General features: G+C 73.6%; 13 protein-coding genes. 9 read left to right on the forward strand and 4 right to left on the reverse strand.

The features are described from left to right. The 6 genes from ACY1JF_RS21995 to ACY1JF_RS22020 all read left to right on the forward strand — a co-directional run. A partial coding sequence (locus ACY1JF_RS21995) for a TIGR02680 family protein (protein ID WP_462706909.1) occupies positions 1–4,144 on the forward strand: 4,144 nt, incomplete at its 5' end. Further along, entirely contained in the window at positions 4,141–5,433 is a 1,293-nt protein-coding gene (locus ACY1JF_RS22000) for a TIGR02679 family protein (protein WP_462706910.1), read from the forward strand. The genes ACY1JF_RS21995 and ACY1JF_RS22000, both read left to right, overlap by 4 nt. 328 nt (positions 5,434–5,761) lie before the next feature. Continuing rightward, positions 5,762–6,355 (forward strand): TetR/AcrR family transcriptional regulator, encoded by a 594-nt coding sequence (locus ACY1JF_RS22005; protein WP_462706911.1) that lies wholly within the window; start codon positions 5,762–5,764, stop codon positions 6,353–6,355. A gap of 207 nt (positions 6,356–6,562) precedes the next feature. Next, positions 6,563–6,766: a DoxX family protein gene (locus tag ACY1JF_RS22010; RefSeq protein WP_462706912.1), complete on the forward strand. Its 204-nt coding sequence runs from the start codon at positions 6,563–6,565 to the stop codon at positions 6,764–6,766. Positions 6,767–7,774: 1,008 nt separating this feature from the next. Beyond that, the gene (locus tag ACY1JF_RS22015) at positions 7,775–8,509 is read left to right on the forward strand and encodes a type 1 glutamine amidotransferase domain-containing protein (RefSeq protein ID WP_462706913.1); all 735 of its coding nucleotides are present in this window, start codon (positions 7,775–7,777) and stop codon (positions 8,507–8,509) included. Further along, complete coding sequence (locus ACY1JF_RS22020; RefSeq protein WP_462706914.1) at positions 8,506–8,799, forward strand: DUF1330 domain-containing protein; 294 nt, start codon at positions 8,506–8,508, stop codon at positions 8,797–8,799. The genes ACY1JF_RS22015 and ACY1JF_RS22020 overlap by 4 nt, the downstream gene beginning before the upstream one ends. Before the next feature lie 477 nt (positions 8,800–9,276). Here ACY1JF_RS22020 and ACY1JF_RS22025 read toward each other — a convergent pair whose 3' ends face one another. Continuing rightward, on the reverse strand, positions 9,277–9,687 hold the full coding sequence (locus ACY1JF_RS22025) for a four-helix bundle copper-binding protein (RefSeq protein ID WP_462706915.1): 411 nt from the start codon (positions 9,685–9,687) through the stop codon (positions 9,277–9,279). A 393-nt stretch (positions 9,688–10,080) separates the two neighbouring features. On the opposite strand from ACY1JF_RS22025, the gene ACY1JF_RS22030 reads away from it, so the two are divergent. After that, on the forward strand, positions 10,081–10,893 hold the full coding sequence (locus ACY1JF_RS22030; RefSeq protein WP_462706916.1) for an SDR family NAD(P)-dependent oxidoreductase: 813 nt from the start codon (positions 10,081–10,083) through the stop codon (positions 10,891–10,893). 307 nt (positions 10,894–11,200) lie between these two features. On the opposite strand, the gene ACY1JF_RS22035 is transcribed toward ACY1JF_RS22030, so the two are convergent. Then, positions 11,201–13,615: an Orn/Lys/Arg family decarboxylase gene (locus ACY1JF_RS22035; protein ID WP_462706917.1), complete on the reverse strand. Its 2,415-nt coding sequence runs from the start codon at positions 13,613–13,615 to the stop codon at positions 11,201–11,203. 301 nt (positions 13,616–13,916) lie between these two features. Here ACY1JF_RS22035 and ACY1JF_RS22040 point away from each other — a divergent pair, with 301 nt between their 5' ends. Continuing rightward, positions 13,917–14,294: a hypothetical protein gene (locus ACY1JF_RS22040; RefSeq protein ID WP_462706918.1), complete on the forward strand. Its 378-nt coding sequence runs from the start codon at positions 13,917–13,919 to the stop codon at positions 14,292–14,294. A gap of 36 nt (positions 14,295–14,330) precedes the next feature. Continuing rightward, a complete protein-coding gene (locus ACY1JF_RS22045; RefSeq protein ID WP_462706919.1) occupies positions 14,331–15,536 on the forward strand; it encodes an ABC transporter substrate-binding protein in 1,206 nt (401 codons plus the stop codon). Positions 15,537–15,719: 183 nt separating this feature from the next. Here ACY1JF_RS22045 and ACY1JF_RS22050 read toward each other — a convergent pair whose 3' ends face one another. Both ACY1JF_RS22050 and ACY1JF_RS22055 read right to left on the reverse strand, forming a co-directional pair. Then, complete coding sequence (locus ACY1JF_RS22050) at positions 15,720–17,807, reverse strand: SpoIIE family protein phosphatase (protein ID WP_462706920.1); 2,088 nt, start codon at positions 17,805–17,807, stop codon at positions 15,720–15,722. 4 nt (positions 17,808–17,811) lie between these two features. After that, positions 17,812–19,023: an acyl-CoA dehydrogenase family protein gene (locus tag ACY1JF_RS22055; RefSeq protein ID WP_462706921.1), complete on the reverse strand. Its 1,212-nt coding sequence runs from the start codon at positions 19,021–19,023 to the stop codon at positions 17,812–17,814. Positions 19,024–19,604: the final 581 nt, after the last annotated feature.

Here is a 19,604-nt window from a genome sequence, read left to right on the forward strand (position 1 = left end):
GGGGGGCCCGGGCGGGCGCGCCCCCCGGGGCCGCCCCCCCCCGGCCCGCCCCCGGCGCCCCCCCCCCGCCGGGCCGCCCGCCGCCGGCAGCCGCTGGCAGCCCCACCGCGCCGGCATCCTCAACGTCTGGCGCTACTACGACGAGACGTTCACCTTCCACCAGGGCCGCCTGCTGCTGCGCGGCCAGAACGGCTCTGGCAAGTCCAAGGCCCTGGAACTGCTGCTGCCGTTCCTCCTCGACGCCAGCCTCCGCCCCAACCGCCTGTCCACGTTCGGCGGTTCGGAACGCACCATGCACTGGAACCTGCTGGGCGAGGGCGCCTCCGGCAAGACCCGCGTCGGATACGTGTGGATGGAGTTCCGCCGCGTCGGCGACGACGGCACCGAGCGGTGGTTCGGCTGCGGGGCACGCCTGCAGGCGAGCGTGCACACCAGCGCGGTGCACGCCGACTACTTCACCACCGGCTCCGGAATCGGCCGTCCCGACGGTGTGCTCCTCGTCAACGACGCGGGACAGCCACTGACCCGGGCCGCCCTCGCCGAAGCCCTGCGCGACCGCGGCGACGTCCATGCCTCGGCCACCGACTACCGCACGGCCGTACGGCGTGAACTCTTCGCGGGGATGGGGGAGCAGCGTTACGAGTCGCTGCTGTCCGCACTGCTCCAGCTGCGTCAGCCCAAACTGTCCGAGCGGCTCGACCCGTCCCTGCTCTCCACCCTGCTGTCCCGTGCCCTGCCCCCGCTGGGCGAGGGGGAGGTCGCCGAACTCGCCGAGGGCTTCGAACGGCTCGACCGGCAGCGCGAACACCTCAAACGGCTCGACGACGAGGTGACGGCCGCCGAGACCGTCGCGTCCCGGCAGCGTGCCTACGCGCGGCGCGTCCTGCGCGCGGGTTCCGCCGCGCTCATCTCGGCCACCACCGAGATGGACAACCTCACCCGCGTCGCCCGCCGGAGCGCCGAGGAACTCGAACAGGCGCTGGCGGAACGCGAGTCGACCCAGGCCCGACGCGAGGAACTGGAGCTGCGCGCGCATGCCCTGGAGGAGACCGTCGAGGGCCTGCGCGAGAGTGACGCGTACCAGCAGGGCGAGGACCTCGACCGGCTCCGCCGCCGCGCCGAGGACGCGGCAGCCGCCGCCGGGAGGCGGCGATCCGCCGCTCAGGCCGCGCAGGTCCGGTCACAGGAGGACCAGCGGCACGCCGAGGAGGCGGCGGACCAGGCCCGCACACTGGGCGAGCACGCGCGCGAAGCCGCCGGGGAAGCACACCGGGCGGCTCGGGCAGCAGGGCTGGAATCCATCCACCACGAGGTGAGGACGGTCCTCGACGCGACGGAGCCCGCGGCGGCCCTCCCCCGCACCCCGGGACGCGACCAGGGCCCCGGCGTCCCGCGCACGACGGCCGGGAGCGGAGCGCGACAGGCCCGTCGACTGGTGCGCGGCGCGGACACCGCCCGACGGCAGCAGGTCACCCTCGTCACCGAGGCGATCGACGGACACGATCGCGCCGTACGCGACCGGGGCGCCGCCGAGGAACTGCTGGACGAGGCCCGCACCCGTCTCGCGGAGGCGATCACCCGGCGGGACGAGGCGTCCGCCGCCTGGGACGACGCCCTCACCGCACAGGTGGAACGCCTGCTCGCCTGGGCCGAGGACTGCGCGGAACTGCGCATCACCGACCTCGACGAACTCGCTGCCGCAGCGGCGGCGGAGGCCGAGGTGACGGCCCTGACCGAAGCCGCCGCACGCCCGCTGGAACAGGAGATCGCCACGGCGGAGGCCACCACCCGGGCCGCGCGCCAGGGCCTGCGGGACGAGCGGAGCCGACTGGAGGAGCGGCTACGACGGCTGAGCGGTGAGACCGACCTGCCGCCCGCGCCCCCGCCCACCCGTACCGCCGTCCGTACGGCGACGGCGGGAGCGCCTCTGTGGCGATTGGTCGCCTTCCGGGAAGGGGTCCCGCTCCCCGTCCAGTCCGCGGTGGAGGCCGCACTGGAGGCGTCGGGTCTCCTGGACGCCTGGGTCAGTTCCCACGACGGACTGACGCTGCCGGGTCACGACACCCGCGCCGAGGCCGCCCTGGCCGCGACCGCCCCGGAGCCCAGCCTGCTGGAGGTGCTGAGGCCCGAGGAGGACATCCCCGTCCCGGCCGACACCGTGACCCGCATCCTCGCAGGCATCGCCTACGGCCCCACTCTGCCGGGCGGGCACCCCGCGGCGGTCTCCGCCGACGGCGCCTGGCGTCTCGCGCTCGCCACCGGCACCTGGAGCAAACCGGAGCCGGCCCACATCGGCGCTCTGGCACGTCATCGCGCCCGGCAGCGCATGATCGGCGAACTGACCGACCGTATCGGCGAGACGAACGCCTCCCTCGCCGCACTCGACGACCGGCTGCGCGACCTCGCCGCTCGCCGCGCCCGGCTGGACGCCGACCGCGCCGCCCGACCCGACCACCGGGAACTCGACGCCCGGCGGCGTGACCGGGACCGCGCGGAGGACACCGTGGCGGCTCGGGACGACGCCGTGCGTGACGTCGCCGGACGACTGGCGCGATGCGAGAGGGAGGTGGCGGTCGCTCTGCGCACGCTCGACCGCCGAGCCGCCGAACACGGACTGCCCACCGACCGCGCCCGGTTGCGTACGCTCTCCGACGCCGTCGACAGGTTCCGGGACACCGCCGAGAACTGGGTGGACGCCCGGCTCGCCGCGGCCGCCGCCACCGACCGGGCCCGCCAGCGGGCCGCCCAGGCGGACCGGTCACGCCGGACCGCGGAGGAACGCGCCGAGGAAGCGGCCGCCACCGAAGCGGAGGCGACGGGGCTGGAAGCGCGCCTGGCGGCAGTGGAAGCCACCGTCGGCGCGGACTACCGGCAGATCGTCGCGCGCCTCGCCGAGGCGCGCGACGAGCTGCGCCGCTGCCGTGAGGAGGCCGGCCGGGCCGCCGAACTCCTGCTGCGCCTGGAAGGACGGGTCGGGGAACTGCGTGCCGTCAGCGGCCAGGACGCCGAACGACGGGAACGGGCCGTCGCGACCAGGGACGCGGCGGCGCTCCGGTTCCGGCACCTGTGTCTGGCCGGGCTGGCCGAGGACGCCGGCATCCCACCGGCACTCGACGCCGGGGACGGCACCAAGGTCACCCTGGAGGCCGCCCGCGCCACAGCGGCGAAGTGGCCGGACCTCCCGCACGCCCCACGCAACCTGGGCGACGCCGCGACCCGCCTGTCCGAAGCGGTCCACGAGGCCCGCCGGCGCCTCGGCACCCGTGCCGACCTGGACCTGGAACCGGACGACGACATCCAGCTCTTCACCGCCACCCTGGACGGCGTACGCGTGGGGGCGACGGGCCTGCTCGGCACGCTCACCCAGGAGCGGGACCGCAGCCGGGACGACATCACGGCCGCCGAACGGCACCTGTTCGACCAGATCCTCACCGGCGACATCCGCCGTCACCTCGCGGCCCGCATCCGCCAGGCCGGCGAACTCCTCGACCGCATGAACGGGCACCTGGAGCGGGTCCGCACCGCCTCCAACGTCGCCGTCCAACTCGTCTGGGACGTCCGCCCGGACCTTCCGGACAGCACCCGCACCGCCCGTCAGCTGCTGCTCAAGGACCCCGGCCGGGTCACCGAGAGCGACCGGGAGGCGCTGCACGTCTTCTTCCGCGCCCGCATCGAGGAGGCCAAGGGCAGTGAGACGGCCGCGAGCTGGGAGGAACAGCTCGGTGAGGTGCTCGACTACACCACCTGGCACCGCTTCACCGTCCGCCTCGACCGGGCCAACGGGAACGGCTGGCAACCGCTGACCAAGAAGCTGCACGGCGCGCTCTCCGGCGGAGAGAAGGCCATCGCACTGCACCTGCCCCTCTTCGCCGCCGTCGCCGCCCACTACGAGGCCGTGCCCCTGGCACCCCGGCCGATCCTGCTGGACGAGGTCTTCGTCGGAGTCGACACGGCCAACCGCGGACAGGTCTTCGCGCTGCTCACCGCCCTCGACCTGGACCTCATGGTCACCTCCGACCACGAATGGTGCACCTACGGCGAATTGCCCGGCATCGCCGTCCACCAACTCCTCACCGGCGGGGACGACGACGCGGTCACCAGCGCCCGCTTCGTCTGGAACGGCGTCGACCTGGAGGCGCAATGACCAGCACCGAGGCGACGGTCCCCACGGAACCGGCCCCGGGCGGGGCCACCCTGCGCCGCCCCGAGCTCCGCCCCCTCTGGGACACGCTCCACAGCCGCCTCTCCTCCGGCCGCCCCGTCACACGGGTGCGCCTCGGACCGCTCGACGACACCCAGCGCGAGGCGCTCGCCGACCTCCTGGGCCTCGACCGTCTGCCGGACGCGCGCCCCTCCGTCCCCCTGACCCGCCTGGAGGAGGCCGTCACCGAACTCTCCGGCCGCACCGTACGGGAAATCGTCACCGAACTGGTCGGCCCCCTCGGCGACAGAGCCGGCGAGCGGCGCCGCCAGAAGGACGAGCGGGCCGAACTGTGGACCTGGCTGGCCGAGCACGAGACGGTGAGGGCCCAGCCGGCGCTCCTCGACTGGGCCGCCGCCTGCCGAGCCGCCGGCGTGGTCGCCCGCTCGGTGGAGCACACCCGTACGCTGCTCACGGACGCGCTCGAGGTGCTCGCCGAACTGCCCGGCCAGGCAGAACCCCTGCCCGTCTTCGCCGCCCGGGTCCTGAGCGGCCAGGCGCACGCACTCGACGACGGCACACCCCTGTCCGCACTCGTCCTGCGCGCCCTGGCGACCCTGTACGACACCGTCCCTCCGCAGTCCGCCGCGCAGCGGCGCGCCCTGTGGACCCGTGCGGGGGTCGCCGACGACGAGTTGTCACCCACCGTCCTCGCCGGCGGACTGCGCCCGTTCGGGAACGGCCTGCTCGCCCAGGTGGCCGCAGCGTGCGCAGACGCGGGTCAGGCCGCCTGTCTGACCCTCGCCCACGTCCGGTACCCGGGCGAGTTCATCCTTTCTGAGGCCCCCGCACCCGTCGTCCACGTCGTGGAGAACCCCAGCATCCTGGCACTGGCCCTACGCCGCTTCGGGCCCTGCTGCCCGCCGCTCGTCTGTACGTCCGGCTGGCCCAACAGCGCCGCTGTCCAGCTCCTGCGCATGCTCTCGGACCACGGCGCGGCTCTTCGCCACCACGGCGACTTCGACGGAGAAGGCATCCGCATCGCCGCCTACGTCCTGGACAAGACGCCGGCGCGTCCCTGGCGCATGGCGGCAGCGGACTATCGTGCCGCGGTCGCCCTCAACCCACGCGGTCCTCAGCCGGGACGCATCACCGAAGCGCCCTGGGATCCCGACCTGGCCGAGGCCATGGCGGAGCACGGCATCGCCGTGGTCGAGGAACTGGTGGCGGAAGTGTTGCTGGAAGACCTCGCCGGTATGGCTCAGCAGAGGCGTCGCCCTGGCTGGTCGTGACGCTCCTTTGACGCTCCAGGTGGCCGAGTGACCGTTCGGAGCGGCCGCAGATACACGCTGACCGGCGATTATTCGTCTCGCTTTTCATGTGACGTCATTTGGGGGACGCGTCATATGGAGGGCGTGGCGATTCTGGAGCCTGTGGGCAAGGGGGCCTGACCTGCGGTTTTGTGAACCGCCCGGGTTCGTTGGAGATCGGCGGCGTGCCGCACGGGCTGCTCTTCACCCACACCGCCGAGGTCGACGAAGCCCTCCTCGCCTCCCTCGAGCAGTGATCACTCCGAGAGGTCGATAGACGACTAGTCTAATCTATTGTTACCCTGCTGCCATGGCAGGAGCTACGCGCAGTACCGACACCCGTTCGAACATCCTCGGGGTGGCCCGACGTATCGTGGCCCACAAGGGCTACTCCGGTGTCGGCATCAACGAGGTGCTCGCGACGGCCGGCGTCCCGAAGGGCTCCTTCTACCACTACTTCGCCTCGAAGGACGCTTTCGGCGAAGCGCTCCTGCGGGACTACTTCGACGAGTACCTCGCGGACATGGACCGCATCGTCACCCAGCCGGGCAGGCCGGCCGTCGAGCGGCTGATGGCGTACTGGCGGCAGTGGCGGGAGACGCAGAGCTTCGACGAGTGCGAAGGCAAGTGCCTCGCGGTGAAACTCGGTGCCGAGGTCGCCGACCTGTCGGAGGCGATGCGGCTGGCCCTGAAGGAAGGCACGGACGCGATCGTCGAGCGCCTCGGGCGCACTCTCGCCGACGGTGTGGAGGACGGTTCGATCACGGTCGACGGCGACCCGGGCGAAATGGCTCAGGCGCTCTACGACATGTGGCTCGGCGCGAGCGTCATGGCCAAGATCCATCGCAGTCTCGCACCGCTCGACACCGCGGCGGCCATGACCCGGCACCTCCTCCATCTGTGACGGGACACCCGTGTTCGGCCTGGCGGGTGTCCAGCCGCACCCGCCCGAACACGCGTGGCGCAGCTCACGGGCGAGCGGGACGTCGCCGCCCGCGTCCGCGTCCGCGCCCGCGGCGTCGGTGACGGGCAGGAGAACTCCCGGCTCCGGCGGGCCGCATCGGTCGCTGCCGGCCGCACCTGCGCAAGCTGAGGTTCAACGACCCACCCGGTGATTCCGCCGCGTCGGCCCGTGCGGCCGATCGGCGTCTGGTGGAGGACACTCGGGGTCGCCGCGGCTGTCGGCCTGGCGCTCTATTTCGCCGGTGCGGTCGCCTCCCATCTGCGCGTCCGCGACCGCGAGGGCGCGTACCCGGCGATCGTTCTCACCCTGATCGCCATCGCTCTGATCGTGCTGCGCACCACCACGCTCTGACCGTCCGGGAGCACTGACGGCCACGTCCGCGTGGGCATTGCGCCAGCCGGGTGGGGGCGGACGGGTCCGTCCGCGGCCGTTGGGGGCTCTGCTGCCGATGTCGTCCTGCCGGGTGGCGCAGCCGGTCAAGACGCCGGAATCCGCGGGCCGGGGACGGCGGCTGCCCGGGGCCGGGTGTTCGACTCGCTTCAGCGGGGCACCTCGCGACTGCCGTTCCTCCGGGGAGCGGCCGGGCCTCGTGCCGGCACGCGCAACGCTTGCTCGCCCCCACCACGACGCGGGACACGTCCAGGGGGCGGGTGCGCGGGCCCGTCGTCCGCCCTCGTGCCCGGCCGGACGCGGTCGCCGGGGGCACGGCCCACTCGTCCCGGGAGACCGCGCCCGCCTGCGCGGGCAACGCGTCAAGGCGGTCATCCCGAAGAAGAAGGACCAGGTGGCCGACCGTGAGGAGGAGGGCTCCGGCGGCGGCCGGCCTGTCAGCCGCGACGCCGATCTCCGCAAGGAGCGGAACGCGGTCGAGCGCGCGATCGGCAGGACGGAGGCATGACGAGGCGTCGCCATCCGATACGACGAGACTTCGGAACGTCGCCTCACCGGGCTCGACCTCCGCGTCCGGACGTTCTGGACCCAGGCCCGCACGCGAGCCACTCCGCGATCACGGCCGAACGCGTTGCCTGGAACGGCTCGTCCGCCTCTCCGGGGGGGGGGCACGGCCTTGACTCGGAGCCGGAGCCCGATCGCCGCCTCTGGGGCTGCCGGTTGACGAACGTCGGCGCGGCCGCGGTGGCGTGCGGGGCCCGTGGCCTGCCGCGAAGCCTGTGTGCGGAGAGGGCGGCCGGGCGTCTTGGGGTCGCTGTTCCGCCCCCGCTCTCGCTGCCGCCGCTCGTGCGCACCTCTCCCATCCCTTCCCCCCGACCGGTCCGACTAGTCCGACCGGTCTACTTGACGGGCCATAGACGACTGGTCTACTTTCTTCTCGAGCGGAAAAACACTCGGAAGGAAAACGACATGACGAAGATCCTGATGGTGCTGACCTCGCACGACCAGCTCGGCGACACCGGACAGCCGACCGGATTCTGGCTGGAGGAACTGGCCGCTCCCTACTACCGGTTCAAGGAAGCCGGCTGGGACATCACTCTCGCCTCGCCCAAGGGCGGCCGCCCGCCCCTGGACCCCACGAGCGCCAAGCCCGACTTCCAGACGGACCTCACCCGGCGTTTCGTGGAAGACCCCCAGGCCCAGGCGCGGTTGGACTCGACCGTGCGCCTCGACGCGGTCTCGGCGGCGGACTTCGACACCGTGTTCTACCCGGGAGGACACGGCCCGGTCTGGGACCTCGCCGACGATCCGGTCTCGATCGGCCTCCTGGAGCAGTTCCTCGCACAGACCAAGCCGGTGGCGCTGGTGTGCCACGCCCCTGTCGCGCTGCGGCACGTACGTACTCCCGACGGCGGCCTCGCCGTCGCAGGCCGCCTGGTGACCGGCTTCACCGACACCGAGGAGGAGATCATCCTCGCCATCAAGGGCCTGCAGGAGGCCGGCGCGAAGGGAAAGGCGGCCGAGGTGATGCCCTTCCTGCTGGAGGACGACATGCTCGCCCGCGGTGCCCGGTACACCAAGGTCGCCGACTACGGCGAGAACGTCGTCACCGACGGACTGCTCATCACCGGCCAGAACCCGGCCTCCTCCGGTCCCGCCGCGGACGTCCTGGTCAAGACGGTCACGAACGGGAGTGCCAAGTGAGCGCCTACGTGGTGATGATCCGCGAGCACCTGCGCGACGCCGCGGAACTGGAGGTCTACACGGCGGGAGCCCGCGCCGCCCGCGCCGGGCACGACATCACCCCGCTGGCCGCCTACGGCCGGATCGACGTGCTCGAAGGCCCCCCGGCCGAGGGCGTGCTGATCAACCGCTTCCCCACCAGGGAGGCTGCGCTCGCCTGGTACCACAGCGAGCAGTACCAGGCCGCGCTTCCGCACCGCCGCCAGGCCGCCGACTACCGCGTCGTCATCGTCGAAGGCGTCGACGCGTAACCGCCACGCCCGCAGGGGAGCGAGGACGGCCCCGACCCGGCGGCCGTCCCCGGCGGGCCGCAAGGCCGCGTACGGATGAAGGCCGGGCGCGTTGCGGTCGAGGAGAGGCGGAACGCGCGGAGCGTCCGGACGGAAGGGAAGCGACCGACGGCCAGGCTCGAGCCCGAACTGTCCGAACGGCTCGACCCGTCCCTGCTCCCCACCCCGCTGCCCCGGACCCCGCCCCCCGCTGGGCGAGGCGGAGATCGCCGAACGCGCCGAGGGCCTCGAGCGGCTGGACCGGCAGCTCGAACACATCAAGCGGGCCGACGCGGCCCTGGCCGCGGCCGCCCGGGGAGCCGGCCCGCTGGAGGTGCTGAAGCCCGAGGAGGACACCCCCGCCGACACCGTGAACCGTGTCCTCACCGGCATCGCGTACGGGACAGCCCTGCCCGGCGGGCCCGGCCCGGGTGGTCACGGGGACCGGCCGGGCGGACGTCAGCCCAGGGATGTGAGCAGGTCGTCGCACGCCTTCTCGCAGCGGCGGCACGCCTCGGCGCAGACGCGGCAGTGCTCGTGCCGGTCGGCGTGGCTCGCGCACTCGTCGCCGCAGGCCTTGCAGACGGCGGCGCACGCCCTGAGGACGGCCCGGGTGACGTTCGCGTCGTAGCCCGTGTGGCGGGAGAGGACCGCGGCGGTCGCGGCGCAGATGTCGGCGCAGTCGGAGTCGGTCCGGACGCACTTGGTCAGCTCGGCGACCATCTCCTCCGCCAGGCACGCGTCCGCGCACGCGGTACACGCCTGGGCGCAGGCGACGCACTCCTCGATGCAGCGGGCGAGCCGGTCCCGGTCCACACCGCCCAGGCCGGCGGGGTAGGCGGCGAGCATGTCCTTGACCGCGGTGCTCATGGGAACCTCCGGTGTGCGCGGGGGCGCCGACACGCGGGGATCGGACGGCGCCCTGTACGCGTAACACGGAAGACGGGCGGGAAACCCGCCGCGGCGGACACGCCGCGTCCCTGGGACCCGTCGTCGGACGGCCGGCCCCGGAGACGGAGCCACCGGGGCGCCGGTCCCGGGGCGCGTGGTGCCGCGGGACCGCGGGCCCGCGGGCCAAGGAGGCCGCCGTCGACCCCGGACTGCCGGGCCGGTCCGGGGTGCGTGGTGCCGCGGTGCGCCGATGGCGGCAGTGCGTCCCCGCCTTCCTGGACGCGCTCCGCCGCCCGTGACGCGGCGCGGGACGAGCGGCGGCCGCGCGGTCCCGCCAGGCGTGACACGGGGCGGAACGGTTACTCGTCCGCCATGACTGAGACACGGCCACTCGCTCTGATCACCGGCGCGTCCAGCGGCATCGGCCACGAGCTGGCCCGGCAGTTCGCGCTGGGCGGCTACGACCTGGTGGTGAACGCGGAGGACGAGCGGCTGGAAGCGGCCGCGCGGGAGCTGCGGGAGACGGGCGCGCAGGTCCGGGCCGTCCGTGCCGACCTGCGGACCGGCGAGGGACGCTTCCGGCTCCTGGACGCGCTCGACGGTCTGACGGTCGACGTCGCCGCCCTCAACGCGGGGGTGGGCCGGGGCGGCGCCTTCGTCGACACCGACCTCGCCGACGACCAGGAGGTCATCGACCTCAACGTCACCGCGACCGTCCGGCTGGCCAAGCCGCTGCTGCGCGCCATGGTGCGGCGCGGCGAGGGCCGGCTCGCCTTCACCTCGTCCGTCGCCTCGACGATGCCCGGCTCCTTCCAGCCCGTCTACAACGCCTCCAAGGCGTTCGTGCAGTCCTTCGCCCAGGCACTGGCGGAAGAGGTGAAGGACACCGGCGTGACGGTCACCTCCTTCATGCCGGGCCCGACGGACACGGACTTCTTCGACCGGGCGGACATGGCGGACGACACCCGGATCGGCACCATGAAGAAGGACGATCCCGCACAGGTGGCCGAGCAGGCGTTCCGGGCCATCGTGAAGGGCGAGAAGAAGGTCGTGACCGGATCGTGGAAGACCAAGGCGCAGGGTCTGGCCGGGAAGGTGCTCCCCGACGGGGTCAAGGCGGCGGCCCACCGGCGGATGGCGGAACCGGGGACCGGTGCCGAAGAGAAGCCCGAGCGGCCGGAATGACGGCCGCCGCGGCGGCCGGTCTCCGTCCGCTTCGCGCCGGCGCCGCGGGGGTCCTGGCGGACGGCGCGGTCGGCCTGGCCGTACGGCACCGTCCGCCGACGGCGTCCCGCTGGGCGCCGCCCGGCGCACGTCCTCCGGCTCGGACGCCCGTGCTTCCCGCTCTCGCGCGGTCGGCCGTTCTCCGCCCGCGTCCCACGCCGCGTCCCGTCCCGTCCCGGTCCACCGGCTCCCGTCCCGGCCCACCGGGTACCGTCCCGCCGGGTGCCGCGGGAGTGCCCGCACCGGCGTCTCACCCGCGCCCCCGGGCTCACCCCGCCGGCCGGGCGCCCGCCCCGCCTCGCCGCTGGGCCGGCGTCACGGACCCGGCGAGCCCCTCCTGCCCGTCCGTACGCAGACACTCGATCAGGTAATCGCCGGTGTCGGGGGCACGGGTCACCCCGTGCGTCTCGCTGCCGAAGCCGGGAAAGCGGCGGTCGAAGGCCTCCAGGGCGCCGAGGTAGCGCAGCAGGGGGCCGCCCTCCGCCCCGACGCTCTCGCCCGGCATGAGGACCGGGATTCCGGGCGGCGTGACCGTGACCATGGCCGCGGCGACCCGGCCCGGCGCGTCCGCCAGGCGGATCCGCTCGGTGCCGCCGCGGATCAGGCGCTGGTAGCACAGCTGGGGCGGGGCGACCGGCTCCGGGAGCTCCTGGAAGGCCCTGTCGAGCAGCTCCACCAGACGGGCCTCCCGCAGGTGGTCGTGCATCTCCTGGCACAGGTCGCGCAGACTGAGCCCGCGGTAGCGTCCCGGGTGCGCGGCGACCAACGCGGGCAGGACGCGCTCCAACGGGACATCACCGTCGTAGAGGTCCTTGAAGTCCATCAGGGCGTCCAGCAGGGTGCCCCACTTGCCCTTGGTGATGCCCATGGAGAACAGCACCAACGTGGTGTAGCTGTCGGTCTTCTCCACGACGATGCCGCGCGTGGTCAGGTACGCGGTGAGCACCCGCGCCGGAATGCCCCGGTCGGACATCACGCCGGTCGCGTCGAGCCCCGGGCAGGTCAGGGTGACCTTGATCGGGTCGAGCATGCAGTAGCCGTCGGTCAGACCGGGAAAGCCGTGCCAGTCCGCGTCGGGCGCGAGGTGCCAGCAGGACGGCTCGGTCCGCAGCAGCTCCGCCGGAGCCTCGTCGAACGGCAGCCGCGCCCCGCTGGCGGGGTCGGTCACCTCATCCGGCTGCCACACCCCGAAGAACCACGGCGGCCGGTCCCCGGCGGCCTCGATCCGCCGCCCGATCCGCACCATCTCCTGACGGAACCGGACCGCTTCCGACACCGACTCGTCGACCAGCCACTGCCCCTGCGGACCGTCCATCATCGCCGTGGCCACGTCCAGCGAGGCGATCATCGGATACAGCGGCGACGTCGTGCCGTGCATCATCAGCGCCTCGTTGAACCGGTCGTGCTCCACCGGCGCCCGCGGCGCGGGGCGGACGTGCACCATGGCGCCCTGGGACAGCGCCGCCAGCAGCTTGTGGGTGGACTGGGTCGCGAACACCGTCGGCCGGTCGGCGCCGGGGAAGGCGCCCTCGTCCACCGACATGCCGTACCGCCCCGCGTACAGCGGGTGGAAGCGGGCGTAGGCGAACCACGCCTCGTCGAAGTGCAGCCGGGGCGTACTGGCCGCGAAGGCCCGAGCCGCCGCCACCGCGTCGTAACACAGCCCGTCGTACGTGGAGTTGGTGAACACCGCGTACTGGGCGCGCGACGACACCGCGTCCCTGGTGAGGGAGGCGCCCGCGATCCGCGCCGCCACCGAGTCCGCCGAGATCTCGGCCGGGGGCAGCGGTCCGGCGAGGCCGTAGCCGTTGCGGGTGGGGACCAGGTACACCGGCCGGGCGCCGGAGACGACCAGGCCGTGCAGGACCGACTTGTGGCAGTTGCGGTCCACCAGGGCGATCTCGTCGCGGGTCACGCTGAAGTGGCCCACCAGACGGTTGCAGGTGGAGTCGCCGTGCAGGACGAAGTAGGTGTGTTCGGAGCCGAAGACCCGCGCGGCGTTGCGCTCGGCCTCGCCGACCGGCCCGGTGTGCTCGAACAGCGAGCCGAGTTCCTCCACCGAGATCGACAGGTCGCTGCGCAGCAGCCGCTCCCCGAAGTAGTCGTGGAACGCCCGGCCCACGGGTGACTTGAGGAAGGCGACACCGCCGGAGTGCGCCGGAGTGTGCCACGAGTACTCGTGCGCGTCGTCGAAACGCCGCAGCGCCTTGAAGAACGGCGGGAGCAACGCGTCCTGATAGGCGCGCGCGGCGGTGCTGATGCGCCCCGCGATGAAGGCCGGCGTGTCCTCCAGCGGCCACACGTAGCCCACCACCGACTGCGACACCCACAGCGGCAGCTCACGCAGCCCCTCGCCCGCCATGACCAGGAACACCGGCAGGTTCTGGAAACGGCGCCCGATCCCGCGCAGCACCGACGCGCCACCGGGTCCGTCCTCGTCCCCGTCCCCGTCCCTGCCCTTGTCCCTGCCCCCGTCCCCGGACGGGAGGTCCCAGGCGATCACCGCGGCGGCCAGACCGGCCTCCGTCCTGAGCACCGCCTCGGCGTCGGAGACGCTCACCACCCACCGGACCCGCAGGCCGCGCGCCTGGATGCCCTCGGCGACGCGCGCCAACTGCCCGGCGGCGGCGCCCCCGTCCTCCGGGCGTTCCGCCACCGCCACCAGAACCGTGCCGTCGTTCACGCCGTCCCCCTTCCCCGGTGGCCCGCGCCACCCCCGGCCAGGCTCGTGGACCCGACCCGCCAGATCGGCCGACGGCCGGCCAAACCACCCCATCGGGGTATGACGCGGACCGGAGTTGACGTGTGGCGGCCATGCTTAGCCGTGCCGCCGCCGCAGGTGCCCCCTCTTGTCGAAGTACCTGGTCAACTGAATATCGGAGCATTCACCCGCTCGGCGTCGTGCCGTTCTTCCGACGGGTCGTTAGTCATAGCGCTCCGGCCACGAGGGCCGACGAGCGATCCGACGAAAGGACGAGTCACAGATGTACGGCACTCGACGCATGGCGGCAGTGACCTCGGTCGTGGGGATGCTCATGGCGGTTCCGGCCGGCATGGCCACGGCCCACGCCGGTGACGGAGACGCGGGGGCGGGCGGTGTGCTGTCCAACCTCTCCGGCCGCAACTCCTCCGGCCACGCCAACCTCTGTGGGACGGGCAAGGTGGCCCTCTTCAAGGAGCGCACCTGCGTGACCGAGGACGGCGGGAAGGGCGGCGGCGACCAGGTGGGCCCCAGCGGCGGCGTCCTGTCCAACCTGGTCTTCGCCCGGAACGCCTCGGGCCACAGCAACAACTGCGGCAACGAGACGGTGGCCGTGTTCAGCAGGACCACCTGCGTCACCACGGAACGTTCCGGTCACTGAGCGGCCGTGACAGGTCCAGCGGACAGAGGTGTCACGATGGCGTCCACTTCGTCAACTTCCCTGTGTGTCGGCGTAGTAGCGCCTCTGACAGGTCGGCTGGCCCCCCTCGGGTCACCGTTGTCGTACGCGCTGCGCAGGCTCGCTCCTCGACTCGCGCGCGTCCGCAACGGTGGCCGCCACCACGACGTGACCGTCGCCGTGCGCGACAGCCGTTCCGATCCCGGCGCGGCCCGGCGGGCCGCGCGCGACCTGGCCGACACCGACGGCGCGAACGTCGTCCTCACCATGGCCGGCACCCGGGTCCTGCCCGCGGTCACCACGGCCTGCGAGGAGGCCGGGGTCCCCTGCGTGTCGACCACGTTCCCCTGGCAGGCGTACGTCCACACGCGCGGCGTCGACCCCGGGCACCGCTTCCGGTGGACGTACCACTTCGCGTGGGGGCTCGACGACATCGCGGCCGTCTTCGCCGACCTGTGGGAGCGCGTGGACGGGCGAGGCGCCGTCGGGTGCCTGTGGAACGACGGCCTCCAGGGCGCCCTGCTGCGGCACGAGCGGTACGGCTTCGCCCCCGCGACGTCCCCGCGCGGACATACCCTCGTCGACCTCGGCGCCTACCCCGAACCGGCCGACGGCTTCCACCCGCAGGTCGGCCGGATGCGCGAGCACGGCGCCGATGTCGTCACCAGCGCCGCCACCGCCACCGACCTGGCCCTCTTCCACCGCCAGGCCCGCGAGGCCGGGCGGCGCCCGCGGCTGATCACCTGCTCACGCTGGCTGACCTACCCGCACACCCACACCACCCCCGCCCCCGGCGTCCACGGGGAACTCGCCGACGCGGGCGTGGCCACCCTGGTCTACTGGAGCCCCGACCACCCCTACCGCTCCAGCCTGGACGGCACCACATGTGCCGAACTCGCCCACGCCTACCAGCGGGACACGGGCGCGGCCTGGCTCCAGCCCCTCGGCCTGGCCCACGCCCTCCTGGAGACGGCACACCACGCCCTCACCGTCGCGGACGACCCCACCGACCGGGCCTCCGTCGCCGAGGCCCTGGCCGGCGCCCGGCTCGACACCATCGCCGGACGCCTCGACTGGACCCGGGGGCCGACGCCCAACACCGCGCTGCTTCCCCTGGTCGGCGGGCAGTGGCACCACGACGCGGCAGGCCCCCGGCTCGCCGTCGTCAGCAACCGCGCGCTCCCGGACGTACCGCTCACCGGGGAGCTCATGACGGCACGTTGACACGGGTACGGCCCCGGCGGCAGAACCCGGGGGCCGGGACCACCGGTGAACGGGCACGGGCGCGTGATGAGCGGGCCGCCCGTCGAACGGGCCGGGGCGCGTCGGCGGACGGGACGCCGCGTGCGGTTCCTCGCCCTGCCGCCGCGCGGCCCTGAGCCGCTCGTCGCGGGACCGCCCGTGCCGTCATCCGTCTTCCGCGGCGGCGTCCTCACCGGGCGGGCCGTGGTCCCCGGTCACCGTCAGGGCCAGGACGGCGAGGTCGTCGCGCAGCCGTTCGCCCCACCAGCGGTGAGCGTCGTCCATCAGGGCGGTGGCCGTCTTCCCGGCGGGCGCCGGCCCGTCGGGCGGCGACAGGGCGGCGACGAGGACGGCGAGGTCCTCCGTGGTCCGCTGGTCCGCGGCACCGGCTCCTTCGGTGAAGCCGTCGGTGTAGAGCACCAGGGTGTCACCGGCTCGCAGTTCCACCTCGGTGACCGGGTGGTACGGCGCCTCCAGCACACCGAGCAACGGACCCCGTATCGGCACCGGTGCCGTGTCGCCGGCCGCCCGGCGCAGAAGCGGCGGCGGATGGCCCGCGCTGGCGATCCGGAGTCGGGCCGGCGCGCGGGTGGCGTCGATGACCACGTAGACGAGGGTGCAGAAGGGGGTGTTCTGGCGGCGTAGCGCGACGTTGATCAGGTCGAGGACGTGGGTGGGGTCGCTGGTGTGCTGGGCGGCGGTCCACAGGGTGTGACGGACCAGGCCGGTGATGGCGGCCGCGTCGGGTCCTTTGCCGCAGACGTCCCCGAGGACCAGGACGTGCCGGCCGTCGGGGGCGGTGAAGGCGTCGTAGAAGTCGCCGCCGATGTGCAGGCCCTGACTGAAGGGGGCGTAACAGGCCGCCAGGTCGAAACCCGGCAGGTCGGGCAGGCGCGGTGGGAGGAGGGGCCGTTCCAGGGCACGGGTGGCCTCCTTCAGCCGGTTGAGCAGGCGGTCCTGCTGGACTCCGATGGCTATCTGGTCGGCGATGTTCTCCAAGGTGGCCAGGACGGTGCCGGGCAGCGCCAGGCGCGTGGTCATCACCAGTACGCCGAGCACCTCCCCGTGGGAGACGAGGGGGAAGCCCGCGACCGAGTCACGTCCGCTCCCGGACCGGCCGTCGTGCGGATCGGGCCGGGGGGCGATGTCCAGGTGCGGGCTGCGTGACGCGACGACACGTCTCACCAGCGCACGTTGGGCCGCGCGGCACGGAGAGGCGCCGGACGGTCCGCCGTCGTCCTCGGCGCACACGGCGTGTGCCAGCTCCCCACGGGTGCTCAGCGTCCAGATGCAGACACGGTCGGCGCCGAGACGGTCCGTGGTGGCGCGCACACAGGTGTGCAGGCGCGTGTCCAGTGGTCCCGGCGCCGTCATGGCGGCGGCGATCTCGGCGGTGAGCAGGGCGTGGGTGGTGCGTTCGGCGAGTCTGCGCTGGGCGTGCAGGCGGTCGGTGACGTCCTCGGTGAGGACCAGGGTGCGGCTGCGTCCCTCGCTGTCCAGGACCTGCCGGACAGCCATGCTCAGGACTTGGGAGGTGCCGTCGCCGCGGACACGTTCGAAAACCGCGTCGGGCTCGACGTCCTGGTGATGGCCGGAGACGGTCAGGTGGTGGTGCAGCGAGGTGCGCTGGTCCTCGGGGAACAGGTCGGTCACCGGCCGGCGCAGCGCCCCGGGCTCGGTCAACTCCAGTACGTCGGCGGCCCGGCGGTTCCAGGCGATGACCGCGTCGCCGTCCAGCATCAGCACACCGATCGGAGCCTGGGACAGGAACTGCCCCAGCAGCCGCTCGCCGAACTGCCGGCCGATCGACGTACCCGTGGACAGGCTCTGCTGGGCGGCGGCCTGTGCGGCGATGTGCGCACGCCGGTGACCGATGTGCCCGAGCAGCTCGCGCACCACGTGGGACATCCGCGACGCCGCCCGGTCGCTCCGGACACGACGCACGATGTCACCGGAGAACAGGAGCGGCAGTACGGCGAGTTGTTCCTCCGTGGCGGGAGTGGCCGTCACGGCGACGGCGAGGTCCGCGGGGTGCGGCCGCAAGGAGTGGACGACGCCGACGGGCGCCGTGACCGTCTCCCCGATCACGACCACCGTCGGCCGGCGTCGGCCGGGGGTGCCGCCGGTGTAGGCCAGCACGTCCTCGGCCGTGGTCTGGATGGTCTCGGTCGTCGCGGCCAGGTCGGCGGCGATGGTGCCGGCCGTCGCCGGCGGGACGCCGATGAGCAGCAGCAGGGGCGGGCTCTGGGTCATCGTGTCAGCCCTCGAGGAGAGGTTCGTCGAGCAGGGCTCTGCCGGTCCACACCCGCAGCAGGTCGGTCACGGGAGACATCACGTGCGCGGCGCGGGCGTCGCGGAGCAGACGGTGCAGGGGCGACCGCTCACCGTAGCCGGCCCCGCCCACCAGGCTCAGGGCGTCGTTGACGGTGGCCTCGGCGGCGTCGGCCACCTCGGCCTTGGCGGAGGCCAGCCCCAGCAGCGCGTTCGGGCCGCCGATCTCCGCTTCGGCGGCGGCGTGGTAGATCAGCCGCCGGGTGCGTTCCACCCGGGCCCACATCGTGCCCAGCCGGTGCTGGACGACCGGCTGGGCGGTGGCGGGCCGGCCGGTGCGCGTCCCCTTGCGCCGCAGCAGGTGGGCGCGTGCTTCTTCCAGGGCGGCCGCGGCCACTCCCAGATAGGTGCCGGCCATGGCCATCAGGAAGTAGGGAGCGACGACGTTGAACACGTACCAGATCTCGTCGCCTTCCTCTCCCAGCAGGCACCAGTCGGCGATTTCGACGCCGCGCATCTCCAGGCCGCGCGAGGCGTTTCCGCGCATGCCGAAGCCCTGCCACGGCGGCCCCCACTCCAGTCCCCGCACGGTGGCGTCGACCACCGTGCAGGAGAACTGCCCCGGCGGCGTGTCCGGTCCGACGGCCAGGGTGGAGACGACGTAGGTGTCCGCGTGGCCGGCGTTGGTGACGAAGCTCTTCGATCCGGTCAGCCGCAGCCGGTCCCCGGGCACCCGCTCCATGCGCATCTGCGGCAGCCAGAACTCCCCGCCGGTCCCCGGTTCCGACAGGGCCAGGGTCGTCAGGTGCTCACCGGCGGCGATCGGCTCCAGGTAGGCCTTCTGCTGTCTGCGGCTGGCCTTCGCGGCGATCACGGCCGAGCCGACGAGGTGCATGCCGAAGCAGATCGACGTCGAGGCGCAGGCCCGTCCCGTCGCCTCACCGACCTGCGCCACCGCCAGCAGACCGTGCCCCATCCCCCCGCATTCGGCCGGCACCACCAGGCCGCCCAGCCGGGACCGCAGCGCGGCCATGCCCTTCTCCGGCCATACCTGCCCCTCGTCCACGGCCGCGGCCTCCGGAAGCAGGACCTGCTCACCGATCTCCCGGGCCAGGGACACCGCGGCACCGAGTTCCACTCGTACCACCACTGCTCTCCACTTCGTCTCGCAGGCCCGGTCGAAAGCATCGGCGGGCACGACATCGCTCCTCGGCGCACTTCTGCCAGACGCCCCTCACCCCCACACCCTACGAGGCGCCCGGCCGGCACCCGCGAGGCGACCGTGTCCGGAGCCGCCACCCGCGCGCGGCCGACGAGGACGTCGACGGCGGCTCGGCGCCGTACCAGGTCCCCACGGGGCCGCCGCCGCATGGCCGGCCGCCGGGCCCGGGACGGCTGCGGGCCGCAGTGGTGAACCCCGGCATCCCGGCGCCGGCCGTACGCCGCCCGCCCGGAGCGCCCGCCGCTCGGGTGCGGGTCCGGCCGGCCCGGCAGCGCGCTGATCCGCCTTCCGCGTCCGCTCGCCGAGCACGGCGCCGCCCCGCGCCGCCACGGTGACTTCGGTGGCGGGCGACGTCATCGCATCGCCGCGCACCTCCCGGAAGCACCCCGGCCCGTCCCCGGCGCGCGACGGCAGCGGATCACCGCGGCGTACCCGCCCGCGCGCCGCACGGTCCTCGCCCCGGCCGTCCCACCGCGGTCTCCGGGACCCGAGCCGGCCCCTGCCATGCCCGGTCACGGCATCGCCGCGACCGGGGGACCGGTGGCCGGGGTCCTCCT

It is taken from the genome of Streptomyces sp. SYSU D01066-1 (assembly GCF_054956795.1).

Excerpts from the sequence above, each read along its gene's own strand:
- ACY1JF_RS22045 (WP_462706919.1), top strand. The coding sequence starts at position 14,331 with ATGGCGTCCACTTCGTCAACTTCCCTGTGTGTCGGCGTAGTAGCGCCT.
- ACY1JF_RS22015 (WP_462706913.1), top strand. The coding sequence starts at position 7,775 with ATGACGAAGATCCTGATGGTGCTGACCTCGCACGACCAGCTCGGCGAC.
- ACY1JF_RS22050 (WP_462706920.1), bottom strand. The coding sequence starts at position 17,807 with ATGACCCAGAGCCCGCCCCTGCTGCTGCTCATCGGCGTCCCGCCGGCG.
- ACY1JF_RS22005 (WP_462706911.1), top strand. The coding sequence starts at position 5,762 with ATGGCAGGAGCTACGCGCAGTACCGACACCCGTTCGAACATCCTCGGG.
- ACY1JF_RS22040 (WP_462706918.1), top strand. The coding sequence starts at position 13,917 with ATGTACGGCACTCGACGCATGGCGGCAGTGACCTCGGTCGTGGGGATG.
- ACY1JF_RS22030 (WP_462706916.1), top strand. The coding sequence starts at position 10,081 with ATGACTGAGACACGGCCACTCGCTCTGATCACCGGCGCGTCCAGCGGC.
- ACY1JF_RS22000 (WP_462706910.1), top strand. The coding sequence starts at position 4,141 with ATGACCAGCACCGAGGCGACGGTCCCCACGGAACCGGCCCCGGGCGGG.
- ACY1JF_RS22025 (WP_462706915.1), bottom strand. The coding sequence starts at position 9,687 with ATGAGCACCGCGGTCAAGGACATGCTCGCCGCCTACCCCGCCGGCCTG.